Raw genomic sequence first — 14,811 nt, 5'->3', positions numbered from 1 at the left:
TGGTGTGAGTGAGAGGTGGGCCGGTGGCCCTGCGAGGCCACGCGCCTCACGTACGGGAGACCACCCCGCACTCGGCTTCGCGCTCCCCGACCTGGCCCGAGGTGCCCGGCGCGGCCGTCGGGAGGCTCTTGCTGCGGTCGTACGGGTCGGCGGCGGGTCCGGTCGGCGCAGTACCGACCGATTCGCCGGCGAACTGCGGGTGCAGGTAGCCGTCGTACACGGAACACGCCGAGTTGTAGAGATCGTCGGCGTAGTAGGTCAGGTTCAGCTTCCCGCCGGTCGCCAGGTACTTCGCGGGGTCGTACAGCGTGCCGGTCAGAGTGCGTCGCACGATGGTGCGTGCCACCTCGGCGTCCGCTCCGGTGCCGACTCGGACCACCGGGTAGACGAAGGTGTAGTCGGCGTGCACGTCGACCGTGCCCGGTTGGTCGCCCGCCTCGAAGGTCATCCGGCCGCGGGTTTTGACCACCTTCCCGGACAAGGTGAGTTCTTCCGGATCGAAGCGGGTGAAGAGGCTCAGTGGATCGTGCTTCTCGGACGGTTTGGCCAGCGACGTGTTCAGGTCGCGGAGCAGGTCCTTCTGCCGCGGGTCGAGCACCGCCAGCGCTGCTTTCGGCCGTTCACCCCTGAGCGTGGCGGGTTCGAGGCTCGTCGCTATCAGCAGCTTCTTCATCTCGGTCAGCGAGTGCCGCACGGCCGTCCTGCTCATGCCGCCCACCGCCTTGGCCGTGGGAAGCACGATGCCGTCGGCGCCGTCCCGTCCGCCCAGCGCCGTGCGGGGGAACCCAGAAACGGCTGCGCGACGGTGGGCAGTCCGGCCACCGGGTCCACCGGAGGAGCGGATGAGGGCGTGCGGTCTCGGGGGCCAGCGGGGCCGCCGCCCCGACACCGATACCGGCCCCGGCTCCGGCCTCGGCAGGGGAGTCCCTGCCGGGCAGGTGGTCCATCAGCAGACCGGGCCGCATCGCGGCCAGGGCCAGCCCGACCGCTGCGACGATCCCCACCGCGGCCCCGAACCGTCGCCGCTTGCGCCCGCGCCCGTTCATCTCCTGCCAGGCCGGGCCGGTACGCCAGCCCTCCGGCTGCCAGGGCTGCTCGTTGTCCTGCTTCTTCGCCGCCCGCCGCCTGAACCGGCCGCCCCGTTGCGCTGCGACCGCCGCGTCCTGCTCCCGCAGCCGCGCAGTCACCATCCGGGCTCGTGCGGACGGCTCCTTCGGCGCGGCTTCCCGCCCGGTGCCGTCCTCCGCCTGCTGGAGAAACTCGGCCAACTCCTCGTGGGAAACGGCCGGCGAACCCTCGTCCGGGCGCTCTTCGGGTGCTGCGTTCTTGGTCATGCGGTCGAAGTCCTCATTCAGCCGGCCAAGTGATCGCCGCAGGTTAGACACGCCGTCGTCTCAGAACGATCAGGTCTCGAACGCGGTACGCGGTCGATCACCTTGGGCGGCCTCCTGTTGAACCCGGGGCCACCTACCGACCGCGAATGCTCCCGCCCGGCACCTGAGCTTTCGGTCAGTTGACGCGGGTGGCCACAGTCCGCGCGCAGTCCAGGGATTGCGTGTGCGTGGTGTCCACCTCCAGGTCGTAGACCACGCCCCGGTGGACCGTCTCTGCCTGCGATGCGGCCATTCCCCGGATCCGATCCCCACGGGCGACCTCGCGACCCGCGGCGACCGCACTCTCGCACCTGACGCCGACCCACAGCGCGTCCAGTCCGCCCAAGGCCTTCTGCCACCGCCCCTGCGACGCCGCTCCGCCGAGGAAGACGTCATCGACGATGACGTGGGCGCCCGCACGGGCCATCGCGGCAACCCCCTCCATCCATGCTGCCTCCAGCTCGCGAAACGCCGGTCCGACCTGCACACCGCCACCCGCGGCGAACTCGATCCCGGCGTCCGATGCCTGAAGGGAAGCGGGCATCGCTTCGACCAGCGAGTCGATCGAGGCGGCAAGCCACGGTTCGGGCAGTACCGCTTGCAGACACCGGACGATCCCGGACTTGCCGGAGCTGGACCCGCCGTTCAACACGATCACCTGAGTCGTCATTCAGGTCACGCTAGAGGCAACCGGCACGGCGCTCGAAGGGGTTTCGGGGCAGCTGTCCTGCTTGCCTCGCGACGCTGCGGTCGCTGTAACCAGCGGCCGGGGCAGGACTCGACCGAATGGCGGGATGCTCAGTCCCCGGACTTCCGGAAGGAAAAGTCCACGGCCATCAGATCCCACCACTGTTGTGCGGCCGAGCGGTTGCCCAGCCCATGCCCGATGAGTTCGGTAAGAGGGGCAGCGACGGATCGCGGCGAGTCCTCCAGCGCGGCGGACATTGTTTCCAGGATGGCGCCAATGCCCGGGTCGTCGGCGTGTGCGATCGCGGACAGCGCGGCGAGCGACAGATTTCTGCGGGCTTCGGTGACTTCGGTGATGACCGGCATGTTGTGGGGACCCATGACCCGGGGCGCAGAGTGAGTCCGAACTCGGGGCGGGAGTCGATGAGGACCGGACGGGAGGCCCATGCGGCTACAGCGTGGTCCTGGCACAGAACCAGGAGCACTGGAGGCAGTTGGTACTTCGCGTATACAGCGGACAGATAGCACGCCCAGGCCCCGGGCTTGTCCGGTTCCGCCTCGTCCTGGATGGTGATGGCGAGGAGGAACGGCTCGCCGTACTCCGAGTCGATGCGCAGCAAGGTGCCGATGTCGTGTTCGGTCGGCCGCACCTCGGTGACTTCGTTGGGCAGGACAGTGGCGGAATTGGACATCGGGGAATTCGGCCACACCCAGAACGTGGCATTGTGCCGTTTCCTCTGACGAATTGACCATGGGTAAACGCTAGGTGTGATGCGCCAGTGGCATATGCCGGAGCCGACCGCTTCATCCGGAGGAGTGAAGGCGGATTGACGTGCTGACGTATGGCGCGGTGCGCCTCAGGGCGTTAGCCGGGGCGCAGGAACCCGGCCTCCGGCGTGGTGAGCCAGTGGAGGCGGTCCACCAGCCGCCCGACGGCTTTCGAGTCGCGCAGGATGACCCCGATCTCCACGTTGTCGCTCCGAGCACGGCCGGTGAGGTTCGCGCTGCCCAGCAGGGCAGTTCGCCGATCGGCGGCTATCACCTTGGCGTGCAGGCCGCTGCGGGCCGATCTGTCCGCGCGTTGCCAGATCCGAACGTGTTCCCGGAGCGGAGTTCGGCGAACGACCGGCGAGGCCGAGGCACAGTTGGTGGGGGTCGTCGCGCTAGGTGTACTGGGGGAGGCCCGATGTCGACACCGTCCACTCGCCGATGGTGATGTCCTCGCCGTACACGAAATCCTTGCGGGTGGCGTAGCGAGGGCCGGTGGGGGTGGGGTGGATGTCGCTGAGGACGGCTCCGGATGCGGTACGCGGATCGAAGATCACGTAGACCGGGACACGCAGGAGTGGGTAGTCCCGCATCTTGCTCACCCAGTCGTTGTCCGGGTTGGAATGTGACACGACTTCGATGGCGGCGAGGAGCGTGCGCGGGTCGAAGGACCCTTCGCCCTCCATGTCGGCCTCGGCGATCACCATCACATCGGGGTGCCGCATGATGCCTTCCGGGGCGTCCTCCACGTCGGGAGTGCCGGTGTGGGCCACCAGGTCTTCCGGCAGGACCTCCTCAAGGCGCTTGCGTACCCGTAGCACGGTGAGTTCGTGCGGCCTGGCCGGCGACATCATGTCGTGGACGATCCCTTCCTTGGTGATCTCGAATTTTCCGGGAAGGGTGTCGTCCATGGAGGAGACGAAGTCCCGCATGACCTGGTAGAGCCGGGCGTCTCGGCGTGCGTCGTCCGGGGCGATGGTCATGGTGCTCGCTCCTCGTCGTCTGTACCCGGGGGCAAGGGTCGTCACCTTCATGCTAGGCGGCCCCGGCGAGGTCGGATCGGCAGTCGCGGCAGCGGCCGGGTTGTGGAGCGCGGAAGGGGCGGTCGCAGCCTTCGCAGTCCTGGAACGGCTCAGGCGCGAGGGCGGGTGCCGTGGCCGGGAGCGGGGGTGGCAGGAGGGCGGTGAGGCGGTGGGCGAGGAGAGCGGCGGGGTGGTTGAGGGGTTCGGGGAGGCCGGCGGTGAGGGCGTGGCGGAGGGCGTCCGGGTGGGTGTCGTGTTCGAGCCAGGCGGCGACGGCGGGGGTGAGGCGGCGGATGTCGTGCTCGGCGAGGAGCATGCGGGGTTCGTGGCGGCGCAGGCCGGCGAGGAGGCCGGCGGCGGCGCGGTGGCGTTCCACGTCGTGGAGTTCCGGCTGCGGGAGCGGTGTGGTGCCGTTCCCCTTCAGCTGCGGCGTGGTGCGCTCCGGTCCCGGTTGGGGTGCGGTGGGTTCCGGGCCCCGGACGGGGACGAGGGCGGCGGCCCCCACGTCCGGCTCGGGCGCCCGTGATCCTGCGGGGGCCGTGCACTGCGTGGGTACGCGGGCCGGTGCGGGGACCGGTGCCGAAGCCGTGGGACTGGAGGCCGAGCGGCCAGCCTCGGGCTGCGCCTCGCACGCTGTGGTGGGGGCGGGGTCCGTGGCAGCGCTGTGCGGCTGGTTGTAGGAAACCGTGCGGGTGACGACTCGGCCGCTGGGAAGGCGTTCGCGGCTGCGCAGCAGGTAGTGGTGGTTCTCGAGTTCGCGCAGGGCGGCGGCGATGGTCGTCTCGCCTTCCGGGAAGCGGGCGGCGAGGGCCTTGATGCCGACTTTCGCGCCGGTGGGCAGCGACTGGATGTGGACGGCGAGCCCGATCGCGATCAGGGACAGCTCGAAGTGCTGGGCGAGGTGGTTGCCGATGATCGTGAAGCGGCTGGTGTGCGGGAGGTTGCTGTGCACGATGCCGAACGGTGAGATTCCGCCGCGGGGAGTACGGGACGATGCGCGCGAGGGCGCGCTAATCTGCTGGGTATCCATCGGGAAGCGTCTTCTTCCTCGTTGGTCAGGCCCTCGTTCGGGATGCCAGTCCCGGCCGGGGGCCGTCGCATGTCTGGGTGTTGTTCGTCGCCGCGAGCATATGCCGGTCAACCGGGTCGAAAGCCAGCCAAGTTGGCAAACCTCACTCCTGCGGGTGACGACGACGGGGTGGGGTGGGGAAGGTTCTTTCTTCAGGTACTTGAGAGCTTCTTACGTCGCGGAAGGCCGGGTCGCGGTCCACCGGGTCGTGGAATCCCGCGACCCGGTGGGAGTGGTGTCACGGCAGGAGATCGAGCTCCGCCCAGACCGTTTTACGGGGTACGGGTCCGGGCTCGACGCCCCAGCGGTCGGCGTACGCCTCGACGATCAGCAGCCCCCGCCCGCACTCCGCGTCGCCGCCCGGCCTCGGCGTCGGCGCCGTCCGCCGAGCGCCGTGCGGGGGAACCCAGGAACGGCTGCGCGACGGTGGGCAGTTCGGACTCGCGCGGATGCCGGTCGATTGCCGAGGGCGCCGGTCGCGAAGCAGTGGCCCAGCTGTCCTGTCAGTAGCCAGTGAGACGATGACCGGCGGTGTCGACAAGAACGGGAGCATGGCATGGCCGAGCGGGCCGCACGACGGATTGCCGAGAACATCGTCGCGAGCGCGCCGGCGGGCTGGACCAGGGCGGTGCTGGCTGGCACCGCAGGCCGGCACAGCATCTCGCTGTCCGGCGAGTACGCCGTCGCCGACTCGCCCTCGTGGGGCAACCCGATAACCGGCCCCTCCAAGGAACTGGGCAGCCTTGCGGAGGCGTTGAAAGAGAGCCGGGGCTGGGAACACACCAGCCTGGAGATCGTGTGCCAGCCGTCCGGAGAGTACCGACTGGTCGCGACCGCAGGCGCGATCGGGAGCCTGCGCGGCCAGGGAGGCGGATTCCAGGCTGTTTTGGACCCCCGCTATCGGCTGCCACAGCCCGGTTCCGGTCAGGAGGAGGGCACCGCCGCCCCGGCAGGCGATCCAGAGCTGGCGATGGCGCGGTTCCGCGAGTACATGCAGCGGCGCGCCGCCATCCTGGGGCGGCCGGAGCGACTGCCGCCGCCCGCGTCCGCCGCCGCACTCGACGAGGCCGAACGCCGCATCGGGCGGTCCCTGCCCGCCGACCTGCGGGCGCTGTACCTGATCGCCGACGGCGGCGGGCCTCGCTACCTGCTGGAGGACTATGCGTGGCTGTCACTGGAGGACCTCATCGCCGTCCACGCCGACCTGCGCGAACCGGTGTGGTTCGGCTGGGACGCAGCCTGGAAATCGGTCGTCTTCGACGCTGACCCGCCCAGCACCGTCCGGCGGTGCGGCGGACATCCGGCCTGGCTGCCCTTCGCCACCGGCGAGGACGGCAACTATCTGGCGGTGGACCTGGCCCCGGCCCGCGCCGGCCGCCCCGGCCAGGTCATCTGCATCGGCCGCGACTACGACGACGGCCCGGCCTACATCGCCGACTCGATAACCTCCCTGCTCGGCCAGCACCTGCGGTTGCTGGAGCAAGAAGCCTACGAGAAGGAGGACGACTACATCTTTCTGCTGCAGCCCGAATGCAACCTCGGCACCTGGAAGATCGTCGGCAAACTCCCCGCTGAGGTCCCGCCCACCCTTCAGTCCCTCCACATCAACGACGCCATCGGCCTGGTCGATCTCGCTCCGCTCACCGCCGCGCCGCACTTGCGACGGCTGCACCTGAATCGCTGTGCCACCGCCGACCTGGTGCCGATCCGGGAGCTGCCCGTCGAGTCCCTGCGCCTCACTCTGGAAGGAGGCGACCTGACCTCCCTCGCAGGCCACCGTGACCTTACTTCCCTGGACCTAGGGACCACCGGGCCCATGGACATCGCCCCGTTGCGCACCGTCCCGAACCTGCGCGGCCTGGACCTTTCCCGGGCCGACGTCCGCGATCTGACCGTCCTGGCCGATCTGCGGGACCTCCGTTACCTGGCTCTCACCGCGCGGCAGTGGACCGTCCTGCTGGACGAGGGCAAGGTACCGCCCACCCTCGCTGCTGTCCGGCTGGCCGACGACGACGCCCTGCTCGACGAGGCCCTGGCCTGGTCGGGCCGCCTCGGTCTGGACTCCGGGGACGTGTTCCGCGCCACCGGAACCGTCGGATCCGACGCTGGGTGAGTCCCCGGCATGGCGCGCTGTGCATACCGCGGGCGCTCGATCCGTCCGAAGCAGCTCAGGCAAGGGCTACTCCTCGGTGGACAGTGCCAGGGCCGTCCCGGGCAGCTGGGGGGTCTCGGCCCGTCAGGCCGCCTGTACCTCGCTCAGCTGGGAGTACAGGCCGGCTGCCGGGTGGGCGGCGGCCCACTTCTCGAGCAGTGGCGGCCGTGGACCCGGGGGTCGAGCTCCGCGCACATCGGGTCGGAGCTGCGGAGCCTGTCCTCTTCGACGGCTTGCTCGATGACGGGGCCGAGCCGGTCCTGGTGGCCCAGGGAGACCCGACCCTCAGAGGGAGACCAGACACCCAGGGTCGGCCCTGATCCGATGACCGGCCCCGGCTGGGCCGCGTCACCAGCGCGCCAGCCACGGGCGTCGTGGCGTACGCCACAGGTCGCCAACCGCCCGCGTTTGATCCACAGATCGTGGGGAGTAGGATCTCCGGCCCGATTGGCCAGGGCCGGGCCCGCTATGGCAGACTATCGGGGTTGCTCGGTTGAGTGCCGATGCTGCGCGCCTCTCGTCGGGAGGACTGGAAGCAAGTCCCACAGTACTCGTCGTCCCAACTGCCGTATGGCAGCGCTGGGACGGACGTACGGGAATCTTCCGGGAAGCGTCAGCGGGGTACCGGCCAGGCGCCCGGTGGGTGTTTTCCCCCGGCTCGCGGTCACGGCCCGCACCCCTTGGTTGGGAAATCCTTCGGGAGATCTACGAAGAGGGAATGCGACACGCCCGACCGCGTGGGCCGGAGAAGAGCGCAGTACCCGCCGGGTCCCAGAGCGTTACGAGAGACAGGACTACTGAGTAGCCATGGCGGGACAGAAGATCCGCATCCGGCTCAAGGCCTACGACCACGAGGTCATCGACTCTTCGGCCAAGAAGATCGTCGAGACGGTGACGCGCACTGGCGCGTCGGTCGCAGGCCCGGTGCCGCTGCCCACTGAGAAGAACGTGTACTGCGTCATCAAGTCGCCGCACAAGTACAAGGACTCGCGCGAGCACTTCGAGATGCGCACGCACAAGCGCCTCATCGACATCCTCGACCCCACGCCGAAGACGGTTGACTCGCTGATGCGTCTCGACCTGCCGGCCGGCGTCGACATCGAGATCAAGCTCTGAGGTGACGCGCGAGATGACCAAGAACATCAAGGGCGTCCTGGGCGAGAAGCTCGGCATGACCCAGGTCTGGGACGAGAACAACCGGGTCGTCCCGGTGACCGTCGTCAAGGCCGGTCCGTGCGTCGTGACGCAGGTCCGTACGAACGACATCGACGGCTACGAGTCGGTCCAGATCGCCTTCGGCGAGATCGACCCGCGCAAGGTGAACAAGCCCCTCAAGGGCCACTTCGCCAAGGCCGACGTGACTCCGCGCCGCCACCTGGTGGAGCTCCGCACCCCTGACGCCAGCGAGTACACGCTGGGCCAGGAGATCACTGCTCAGGTGTTCGAGTCCGGCATCAAGGTTGATGTCACGGGCAAGAGCAAGGGCAAGGGCTTCGCCGGTGTCATGAAGCGCCACAACTTCAAGGGTGGCAAGGCTTCCCACGGTGCCCACCGTGTGCACCGCAAGCCTGGCTCCATCGGTGGCTGTGCCACCCCGGGCCGTGTCTTCAAGGGCATGCGCATGGCGGGCCGCATGGGCAACGAGCGGGTCACCACCCAGAACCTGACCGTCCACGCCGTTGACGCGGAGAAGGGTCTGCTGCTCATCAAGGGCGCGGTCCCCGGTCCGAACGGCGGCCTCGTCCTGGTCCGTACCGCGGCCAAGGGGGCTTGAGGAACCGATGAGCACCATTGACATCCTTTCGCCGGCAGGCGACAAGGCCGGGACCGTCGAACTCCCCTCGGAGATCTTCGACGCCAAGGTCAGCATCCCGCTGATCCACCAGGTCGTTGTCGCACAGCTGGCCGCGGCCCGACAGGGCACGCACAAGACCAAGACCCGCGGTGAAGTCCGTGGTGGCGGTAAGAAGCCTTACCGCCAGAAGGGCACCGGCCGCGCGCGCCAGGGTTCGACCCGTGCGCCGCAGTTCGCCGGCGGTGGCGTCGTCCACGGCCCGCAGCCGCGTGACTACTCGCAGCGGACCCCGAAGAAGATGAAGGTCGCCGCGCTGCGCGGTGCCCTCTCCGACCGGGCCCGTAACGCTCGCATCCACGTCGTCTCCGGCGTGGTCGAGGGCGCAGCGTCCACGAAGGCCGCCAAGTCCCTGCTGGGCAAGGTCAGTGAGCGCAAGCACGTGCTCCTGGTCGCCGAGCGTTCGGACGAGGCCGCGTGGCTCTCCGCCCGCAACCTGCCCCAGGTGCACCTCCTGGAGCCGGGCCAGCTGAACACGTACGACGTGCTCGTCTCCGACGACGTGGTCTTCACCAAGGCCGCCTTCGAGTCCTTCGTGTCTGGCCCCAAGGCCACCACTGAGACCGAAGGGAGCGACGTCTGATGGCTGAGGCGACCGTTACCAGCAAGACCTTCACGGACCCGCGCGACGTCCTCGTCAAGCCGGTTGTTTCCGAGAAGAGCTACGCGCTGCTCGACGAGAACAAGTACACGTTCATCGTCGCGCCGGGCTCCAACAAGACCCAGATCAAGCAGGCCGTGGAAGCGGTCTTCTCGGTCAAGGTCACCGGGGTCAACACGATCAACCGCCAGGGCAAGCGCAAGCGCACCCGCACCGGGTTCGGAAAGCGCGCTGACACCAAGCGCGCCATTGTGACCCTTGCCGAGGGCGACCGTATCGACATCTTCGGCGGCCCGGTCTCCTAACGGAGTCCGAGTCGTCCGGAATCGGACGAGGACTGAGAAATGGGTATCCGCAAGTACAAGCCGACGACCCCGGGCCGTCGTGGCTCCAGCGTCGCCGACTTTGTCGAGATCACGCGGTCCACGCCGGAGAAGTCGCTGGTTCGCCCTCTGCACAGCAAGGGCGGCCGTAACAACACCGGCCGGATCACCGTTCGCCACCAGGGTGGCGGACACAAGCGCGCCTTCCGTGTGATCGACTTCCGTCGTCACGACAAGGACGGCGTGCCGGCCAAGGTCGCGCACATCGAGTACGACCCGAACCGCACCGCGCGCATCGCGCTGCTGCACTACGCAGACGGCGAGAAGCGCTACATCCTCGCCCCGGCCAAGCTGGGCCAGGGCGACCGGGTGGAGAACGGCGCGGGCGCCGACATCAAGCCCGGCAACAACCTGCCGCTGCGCAACATCCCGGTCGGTACCACGCTGCACGCGATCGAGATGCGTCCCGGTGGCGGAGCGAAGATCGCCCGTTCCGCGGGTGCTTCGGTCCAGCTGCTCGCGAAGGAAGGCGCCATGGCGCACCTTCGTATGCCGTCCGGTGAGGTCCGCCTGGTCGACATCCGCTGCCGCGCCACCATCGGCGAGGTCGGCAATGCCGAGCAGTCGAACATCAACTGGGGCAAGGCCGGCCGTATGCGCTGGAAGGGCGTTCGCCCCTCCGTCCGCGGTGTCGCGATGAACCCGGTCGACCACCCGCACGGTGGTGGTGAGGGCAAGACTTCAGGTGGTCGCCACCCGGTCAGCCCGTGGGGTCAGAAGGAGGGTCGTACTCGCTCGCCGAAGAAGGCTTCGAGCAAGTACATCGTCCGCCGCCGCAAGTCGAACAAGAAGCGCTAGGAGCGGGTTCAGATGCCGCGCAGTCTCAAGAAGGGGCCTTTCGTCGACGGACACCTCGTCAAGAAGGTGGACGTACAGAACGAAGCAGGCACCAAGAACGTCATCAAGACCTGGTCCCGGCGCTCGATGATCATCCCAGACATGCTGGGACACACCATCGCGGTGCACAACGGCAAGATCCACGTCCCGGTGTTCGTCACCGAGTCGATGGTCGGCCACAAGCTCGGCGAGTTTGCGCCGACCCGCACCTTCCGCGGCCACGTCAAGGACGACCGCAAGTCGAAGCGCCGCTGAGGCGGGGTGCGATGACTATGAACGACACCGAAGGGACAACCATGGAAGCCAGGGCCCAGGCGCGGTACATCCGCGTCACGCCCATGAAGGCCCGCCGCGTGGTGGACCTTATCCGTGGCATGGATGCCACGGAGGCTCAGGCGGTCCTGCGTTTCGCCCCGCAGGCCGCGAGCGTGCCGGTCGGCAAGGTGCTTGACAGCGCCATTGCCAACGCCGCACACAACTACGACCACACCGACGCCGGCAGCCTCGTCATTTCCGAGGCGTACGTCGACGAGGGCCCGACCCTGAAGCGGTTCCGTCCGCGCGCCCAGGGCCGTGCCTACCGGATCCGCAAGCGGACCAGCCACATCACCGTGGTCGTCAGCAGCAAGGAAGGAACCCGGTAATGGGCCAGAAGGTTAACCCGCACGGGTTCCGGCTCGGCATCACCACGGACTTCAAGTCCCGCTGGTACGCCGACAAGCTGTACAAGGACTACGTCAAGGAAGACGTCGCCATTCGTCGCATGATGACGAAGGGCATGGAGCGCGCCGGTATCTCGAAGGTCGAGATCGAGCGCACCCGCGACCGCGTCCGCGTCGACATCCACACCGCACGTCCGGGCATCGTCATCGGCCGCCGCGGCGCCGAGGCCGACCGCATCCGCGGCGAGCTGGAGAAGCTGACCGGCAAGCAGGTCCAGCTGAACATCCTCGAGGTCAAGAACCCCGAGACGGACGCTCAGCTGGTGGCCCAGGCCGTCGCCGAGCAGCTGTCCTCGCGTGTCTCCTTCCGTCGCGCCATGCGTAAGAGCATGCAGTCGACGATGAAGGCCGGCGCCAAGGGCATCAAGATCCAGTGCGGTGGCCGTCTCGGCGGCGCCGAGATGTCCCGCTCGGAGTTCTACCGCGAGGGCCGTGTGCCGCTGCACACGCTCCGCGCGAACGTGGACTACGGCTTCTTCGAGGCCAAGACGACCTTCGGCCGCATCGGCGTGAAGGTCTGGATCTACAAGGGCAACGTCAAGAACATCGCCGAGGTTCGCGCCGAGAACGCCGCGGCCCGTGCCGGCAACCGCCCGGCCCGTGGCGGCGGCAACGACCGTCCGGCCGGTGGCCGCGGTGGTCGTGGTGGCGAGCGTGGCGGCCGCGGACGCAAGCCGCAGCAGGGCGCACCGGCAGCCGAGGCCCCCAAGGCCGACGCTCCCGCGGCGGCTGCTCCGGCCGAGGCCGCGACAACGAACAGCGCCGGAACGGAGGCCTGACCGACATGCTGATCCCTCGTAGGGTCAAGCACCGCAAGCAGCACCACCCCAAGCGCAGTGGTATGGCCAAGGGTGGCACTGAGGTCGCATTCGGTGAGTACGGCATCCAGGCTCTGACGCCGGCGTACGTGACGAACCGTCAGATCGAAGCTGCTCGTATCGCGATGACCCGTCACATCAAGCGTGGCGGCAAGGTCTGGATCAACATCTACCCGGACCGTCCGCTCACCAAGAAGCCTGCCGAGACCCGCATGGGTTCCGGTAAGGGTTCCCCGGAGTGGTGGATCGCGAACGTCAAGCCCGGTCGGGTGATGTTCGAGCTGTCCTACCCGAACGAGAAGGTCGCTAAGGAGGCGCTGACCCGCGCCGCCCACAAGCTTCCGATGAAGTGCCGCATCGTGCGGCGCGAGGCAGGTGAGTCGTGATGGCGGCCGGTACCAAGGCGACCGAGCTGCGTGAGCTGAACGACGAGGATCTCGTCGCGAAGCTCCGTGAGGCCAAGGAAGAGCTGTTCAACCTCCGCTTCCAGGCGGCGACCGGGCAGCTCGAGAACCACGGTCGGCTCAAGTCCGTCCGTAAGGACATCGCCCGGATCTACACCCTGATGCGTGAGCGCGAGCTGGGCATCGAGACGGTGGAGAGCGCCTGATGAGCGAGAAGACTGTGACTGAGACGACTGAAAGCAAGACGGGCGACCGCGGTTTCCGCAAGACTCGTGAGGGTCTGGTCGTCAGCGACAAGATGGACAAGACCGTCGTCGTCGCTGTCGAGGACCGCGTGAAGCATGCTCTGTACGGCAAGGTCATCCGCCGTACGAACAAGCTCAAGGCGCATGACGAGGCCAACGCCGCCGGCGTGGGCGACCGTGTCGTCATCATGGAGACGCGGCCGCTTTCCGCGACGAAGCGCTGGCGCATCGTCGAGATCCTCGAGAAGGCCAAGTAACAATCCCTGAGCTCATCGCTCAGGTCAGTTCCGCCAGGCTCGGTGGGGTCGCACCTCGGTACGACCCCGCCGGGAACCGGCAGACGATCAGGAGATAGACGTGATCCAGCAGGAGTCGCGACTTCGTGTCGCCGACAACACGGGTGCGAAGGAAATTCTCACCATTCGTGTTCTCGGTGGCTCGGGTCGCCGCTACGCGGGTATCGGTGACGTCATTGTCGCCACCGTCAAGGACGCGATCCCCGGTGGCAACGTGAAGAAGGGTGACGTCGTCAAGGCGGTCATCGTTCGCACCGTCAAGGAGCGTCGTCGTCAGGACGGCTCGTACATCCGCTTCGACGAGAACGCCGCCGTCATTCTGAAGAACGACGGCGACCCCCGCGGCACCCGTATCTTCGGCCCGGTGGGCCGTGAGCTGCGCGAGAAGAAGTTCATGAAGATCATCTCGCTCGCGCCGGAGGTGCTGTAAGCATGAAGATCAAGAAGGGCGACCTGGTTCAGGTCATCACCGGTAAGGACCGCGGCAAGCAGGGCAAGGTCATTGTGGCCTACCCCACGCAGAACCGTGTCCTCGTCGAGGGTGTCAACCGGGTCAAGAAGCACACCAAGGCCGGTCAGACCGCTCGCGGTTCGCAGACCGGTGGCATTGTGACGACCGAAGCCCCTGTCCATGTCAGCAATGTTCAGCTGGTGGTGGAGAAGGACGGCAACAAGGTCGTCACCCGCGTCGGTTACCGCTTCGACGACGAGGGCAACAAGATCCGCGTTGCCAAGCGGACTGGTGAGGACATCTGATGACTGCCACCACTGCGCCGCGTCTCAAGACGCGCTACCGCGAGGAAATCGCCGGCAAGCTGCGCGACGAGTTCTCCTACGAGAACGTCATGCAGATCCCCGGTCTCGTCAAGATCGTGGTCAACATGGGTGTGGGCGACGCCGCCCGCGACTCCAAGCTGATCGACGGTGCCATCAAGGACCTCACCACGATCACCGGCCAGAAGCCGGCCGTCACCAAGGCCCGCAAGTCGATCGCGCAGTTCAAGCTGCGCGAGGGGCAGCCGATCGGCTGCCACGTCACCCTCCGCGGTGACCGCATGTGGGAGTTCCTGGACCGTACGCTGTCGCTCGCGCTGCCGCGTATCCGTGACTTCCGTGGCCTGTCGCCGAAGCAGTTCGACGGCCGTGGCAACTACACCTTTGGTCTCACGGAGCAGGTCATGTTCCACGAGATCGACCAGGACAAGATCGACCGGGTCCGGGGCATGGACATCACCGTGGTCACCACGGCGACCAATGACGACGAGGGTCGTGCCCTCCTTCGTCACCTCGGCTTCCCGTTCAAGGAGAACTGACCGTGGCGAAGAAGTCCCTGATCGCTAAGGCCGCCCGCAAGCCGAAGTTCGGCGTCCGCGGGTACACCCGCTGCCAGCGCTGCGGCCGGCCCCACTCCGTCTACCGCAAGTTCGGCCTGTGCCGCGTGTGCCTTCGTGAGATGGCCCACCGTGGCGAGCTGCCGGGCGTGACCAAGAGCTCCTGGTAATTCTGCCCACCCGTCGCCCGACCACCACCCCTCAAGGTGGCCCTTCGGGCCGATGGACTGATCAGAACCAGCCAGGACTCT

23 protein-coding genes and 1 pseudogene are annotated in these 14,811 nt (G+C 67.8%); 16 read left to right on the top strand and 8 right to left on the bottom strand.

Annotated elements, in window-relative coordinates:
• Positions 1 to 46 precede the first annotated feature (46 nt).
• The 8 genes and pseudogenes from AB0M87_RS11795 to AB0M87_RS11760 all read right to left on the bottom strand — a co-directional run.
• Complete coding sequence (locus AB0M87_RS11795; RefSeq protein ID WP_365851778.1) at positions 47 to 709, bottom strand: hypothetical protein; 663 nt, start codon at positions 707 to 709, stop codon at positions 47 to 49.
• A complete protein-coding gene (locus tag AB0M87_RS11790; RefSeq protein WP_365851777.1) occupies positions 621 to 1,334 on the bottom strand; it encodes a hypothetical protein in 714 nt (237 codons plus the stop codon). The genes AB0M87_RS11795 and AB0M87_RS11790 overlap by 89 nt, the downstream gene beginning before the upstream one ends.
• Positions 1,335 to 1,509: 175 nt before the next feature.
• Entirely contained in the window at positions 1,510 to 2,043 is a 534-nt protein-coding gene (cpt, locus tag AB0M87_RS11785) for a chloramphenicol phosphotransferase CPT (RefSeq protein ID WP_365851776.1), read from the bottom strand.
• 128 nt (positions 2,044 to 2,171) lie between these two features.
• Positions 2,172 to 2,426, bottom strand: a complete 255-nt coding sequence (locus AB0M87_RS11780; RefSeq protein ID WP_365851775.1) for a hypothetical protein — start codon at positions 2,424 to 2,426, stop codon at positions 2,172 to 2,174.
• 499 nt (positions 2,427 to 2,925) lie between these two features.
• A complete protein-coding gene (locus AB0M87_RS11775) occupies positions 2,926 to 3,297 on the bottom strand; it encodes a phospholipase D-like domain-containing protein (protein WP_365851955.1) in 372 nt (123 codons plus the stop codon).
• Positions 3,224 to 3,811 (bottom strand): Uma2 family endonuclease, encoded by a 588-nt coding sequence (locus tag AB0M87_RS11770; protein ID WP_365851774.1) that lies wholly within the window; start codon positions 3,809 to 3,811, stop codon positions 3,224 to 3,226. The genes AB0M87_RS11775 and AB0M87_RS11770 overlap by 74 nt, the downstream gene beginning before the upstream one ends.
• 52 nt (positions 3,812 to 3,863) lie before the next feature.
• Positions 3,864 to 4,802 carry a helix-turn-helix domain-containing protein gene (locus AB0M87_RS11765; protein ID WP_365851773.1) on the bottom strand — a complete coding sequence of 313 codons (939 nt, stop codon included), beginning with the start codon at positions 4,800 to 4,802 and terminating at the stop codon, positions 3,864 to 3,866.
• A gap of 355 nt (positions 4,803 to 5,157) precedes the next feature.
• Positions 5,158 to 5,274 (bottom strand): annotated as a pseudogene (locus AB0M87_RS11760) (ATP-binding protein); the annotation flags it as partial.
• A gap of 201 nt (positions 5,275 to 5,475) precedes the next feature.
• On the opposite strand from AB0M87_RS11760, the gene AB0M87_RS11755 reads away from it, so the two are divergent.
• From AB0M87_RS11755 to AB0M87_RS11680, 16 genes are all read left to right on the top strand, one after another.
• Positions 5,476 to 7,032 (top strand): SMI1/KNR4 family protein, encoded by a 1,557-nt coding sequence (locus tag AB0M87_RS11755; protein ID WP_365851772.1) that lies wholly within the window; start codon positions 5,476 to 5,478, stop codon positions 7,030 to 7,032.
• Positions 7,033 to 7,878: 846 nt separating this feature from the next.
• The gene (rpsJ, locus tag AB0M87_RS11750; RefSeq protein WP_003948644.1) at positions 7,879 to 8,187 is read left to right on the top strand and encodes a 30S ribosomal protein S10; all 309 of its coding nucleotides are present in this window, start codon (positions 7,879 to 7,881) and stop codon (positions 8,185 to 8,187) included.
• A gap of 13 nt (positions 8,188 to 8,200) precedes the next feature.
• The gene (gene rplC, locus AB0M87_RS11745; protein ID WP_250299280.1) at positions 8,201 to 8,845 is read left to right on the top strand and encodes a 50S ribosomal protein L3; all 645 of its coding nucleotides are present in this window, start codon (positions 8,201 to 8,203) and stop codon (positions 8,843 to 8,845) included.
• 7 nt (positions 8,846 to 8,852) lie between these two features.
• The gene (rplD, locus tag AB0M87_RS11740) at positions 8,853 to 9,506 is read left to right on the top strand and encodes a 50S ribosomal protein L4 (protein WP_365851771.1); all 654 of its coding nucleotides are present in this window, start codon (positions 8,853 to 8,855) and stop codon (positions 9,504 to 9,506) included.
• Positions 9,506 to 9,829 carry a 50S ribosomal protein L23 gene (rplW, locus tag AB0M87_RS11735; RefSeq protein ID WP_327295858.1) on the top strand — a complete coding sequence of 108 codons (324 nt, stop codon included), beginning with the start codon at positions 9,506 to 9,508 and terminating at the stop codon, positions 9,827 to 9,829. Before rplD ends, rplW begins: the two co-directional genes overlap by 1 nt.
• A gap of 39 nt (positions 9,830 to 9,868) precedes the next feature.
• Complete coding sequence (gene rplB / locus AB0M87_RS11730) at positions 9,869 to 10,705, top strand: 50S ribosomal protein L2 (RefSeq protein ID WP_365851770.1); 837 nt, start codon at positions 9,869 to 9,871, stop codon at positions 10,703 to 10,705.
• Between the two features lie 12 nt (positions 10,706 to 10,717).
• Positions 10,718 to 10,999 (top strand): 30S ribosomal protein S19, encoded by a 282-nt coding sequence (rpsS, locus tag AB0M87_RS11725; RefSeq protein WP_164264446.1) that lies wholly within the window; start codon positions 10,718 to 10,720, stop codon positions 10,997 to 10,999.
• A gap of 41 nt (positions 11,000 to 11,040) precedes the next feature.
• Positions 11,041 to 11,388: a 50S ribosomal protein L22 gene (rplV, locus tag AB0M87_RS11720; protein ID WP_006604878.1), complete on the top strand. Its 348-nt coding sequence runs from the start codon at positions 11,041 to 11,043 to the stop codon at positions 11,386 to 11,388.
• Positions 11,388 to 12,245, top strand: a complete 858-nt coding sequence (gene rpsC, locus AB0M87_RS11715; protein WP_365851769.1) for a 30S ribosomal protein S3 — start codon at positions 11,388 to 11,390, stop codon at positions 12,243 to 12,245. The genes rplV and rpsC overlap by 1 nt, the downstream gene beginning before the upstream one ends.
• Before the next feature lie 5 nt (positions 12,246 to 12,250).
• Positions 12,251 to 12,670, top strand: a complete 420-nt coding sequence (gene rplP, locus AB0M87_RS11710) for a 50S ribosomal protein L16 (RefSeq protein ID WP_164264448.1) — start codon at positions 12,251 to 12,253, stop codon at positions 12,668 to 12,670.
• The gene (rpmC, locus tag AB0M87_RS11705; RefSeq protein WP_028812369.1) at positions 12,670 to 12,894 is read left to right on the top strand and encodes a 50S ribosomal protein L29; all 225 of its coding nucleotides are present in this window, start codon (positions 12,670 to 12,672) and stop codon (positions 12,892 to 12,894) included. Before rplP ends, rpmC begins: the two co-directional genes overlap by 1 nt.
• A complete protein-coding gene (rpsQ, locus tag AB0M87_RS11700) occupies positions 12,894 to 13,190 on the top strand; it encodes a 30S ribosomal protein S17 (protein ID WP_365851767.1) in 297 nt (98 codons plus the stop codon). Before rpmC ends, rpsQ begins: the two co-directional genes overlap by 1 nt.
• Positions 13,191 to 13,290: 100 nt before the next feature.
• Positions 13,291 to 13,659: a 50S ribosomal protein L14 gene (rplN, locus tag AB0M87_RS11695; RefSeq protein ID WP_003966950.1), complete on the top strand. Its 369-nt coding sequence runs from the start codon at positions 13,291 to 13,293 to the stop codon at positions 13,657 to 13,659.
• 2 nt (positions 13,660 to 13,661) lie between these two features.
• Complete coding sequence (gene rplX, locus AB0M87_RS11690; RefSeq protein ID WP_365851766.1) at positions 13,662 to 13,985, top strand: 50S ribosomal protein L24; 324 nt, start codon at positions 13,662 to 13,664, stop codon at positions 13,983 to 13,985.
• Entirely contained in the window at positions 13,985 to 14,542 is a 558-nt protein-coding gene (rplE, locus tag AB0M87_RS11685; RefSeq protein WP_365851765.1) for a 50S ribosomal protein L5, read from the top strand. The genes rplX and rplE overlap by 1 nt, the downstream gene beginning before the upstream one ends.
• Positions 14,543 to 14,544: 2 nt before the next feature.
• A complete protein-coding gene (locus AB0M87_RS11680; protein ID WP_024491590.1) occupies positions 14,545 to 14,730 on the top strand; it encodes a type Z 30S ribosomal protein S14 in 186 nt (61 codons plus the stop codon).
• Positions 14,731 to 14,811 lie beyond the last annotated feature (81 nt).

The organism is Streptomyces sp. NPDC051320, from assembly GCF_040682175.1.
In the GTDB taxonomy this organism is placed as follows: domain Bacteria; phylum Actinomycetota; class Actinomycetes; order Streptomycetales; family Streptomycetaceae; genus Streptomyces.
Note: the sequence above shows the minus strand (reverse complement) of the source record. Positions and strands in the feature narration are given on the sequence as shown.

What these genes read in the sequence shown, in the direction of transcription:
- AB0M87_RS11795 (WP_365851778.1), bottom strand. Translation starts at nt 709, where the DNA reads ATGAGCAGGACGGCCGTGCGGCACTCGCTGACCGAGATGAAGAAGCTG.
- AB0M87_RS11790 (WP_365851777.1), bottom strand. Translation starts at nt 1,334, where the DNA reads ATGACCAAGAACGCAGCACCCGAAGAGCGCCCGGACGAGGGTTCGCCG.
- cpt (WP_365851776.1), bottom strand. Translation starts at nt 2,043, where the DNA reads ATGACGACTCAGGTGATCGTGTTGAACGGCGGGTCCAGCTCCGGCAAG.
- AB0M87_RS11780 (WP_365851775.1), bottom strand. Translation starts at nt 2,426, where the DNA reads ATGCCGGTCATCACCGAAGTCACCGAAGCCCGCAGAAATCTGTCGCTC.
- AB0M87_RS11770 (WP_365851774.1), bottom strand. Translation starts at nt 3,811, where the DNA reads ATGACCATCGCCCCGGACGACGCACGCCGAGACGCCCGGCTCTACCAG.
- AB0M87_RS11755 (WP_365851772.1), top strand. Translation starts at nt 5,476, where the DNA reads ATGGCCGAGCGGGCCGCACGACGGATTGCCGAGAACATCGTCGCGAGC.
- rpsJ (WP_003948644.1), top strand. Translation starts at nt 7,879, where the DNA reads ATGGCGGGACAGAAGATCCGCATCCGGCTCAAGGCCTACGACCACGAG.
- rplC (WP_250299280.1), top strand. Translation starts at nt 8,201, where the DNA reads ATGACCAAGAACATCAAGGGCGTCCTGGGCGAGAAGCTCGGCATGACC.
- rplD (WP_365851771.1), top strand. Translation starts at nt 8,853, where the DNA reads ATGAGCACCATTGACATCCTTTCGCCGGCAGGCGACAAGGCCGGGACC.
- rplW (WP_327295858.1), top strand. Translation starts at nt 9,506, where the DNA reads ATGGCTGAGGCGACCGTTACCAGCAAGACCTTCACGGACCCGCGCGAC.
- rplB (WP_365851770.1), top strand. Translation starts at nt 9,869, where the DNA reads ATGGGTATCCGCAAGTACAAGCCGACGACCCCGGGCCGTCGTGGCTCC.
- rpsS (WP_164264446.1), top strand. Translation starts at nt 10,718, where the DNA reads ATGCCGCGCAGTCTCAAGAAGGGGCCTTTCGTCGACGGACACCTCGTC.
- rplV (WP_006604878.1), top strand. Translation starts at nt 11,041, where the DNA reads ATGGAAGCCAGGGCCCAGGCGCGGTACATCCGCGTCACGCCCATGAAG.
- rpsC (WP_365851769.1), top strand. Translation starts at nt 11,388, where the DNA reads ATGGGCCAGAAGGTTAACCCGCACGGGTTCCGGCTCGGCATCACCACG.
- rplP (WP_164264448.1), top strand. Translation starts at nt 12,251, where the DNA reads ATGCTGATCCCTCGTAGGGTCAAGCACCGCAAGCAGCACCACCCCAAG.
- rpmC (WP_028812369.1), top strand. Translation starts at nt 12,670, where the DNA reads ATGGCGGCCGGTACCAAGGCGACCGAGCTGCGTGAGCTGAACGACGAG.
- rpsQ (WP_365851767.1), top strand. Translation starts at nt 12,894, where the DNA reads ATGAGCGAGAAGACTGTGACTGAGACGACTGAAAGCAAGACGGGCGAC.
- rplX (WP_365851766.1), top strand. Translation starts at nt 13,662, where the DNA reads ATGAAGATCAAGAAGGGCGACCTGGTTCAGGTCATCACCGGTAAGGAC.
- rplE (WP_365851765.1), top strand. Translation starts at nt 13,985, where the DNA reads ATGACTGCCACCACTGCGCCGCGTCTCAAGACGCGCTACCGCGAGGAA.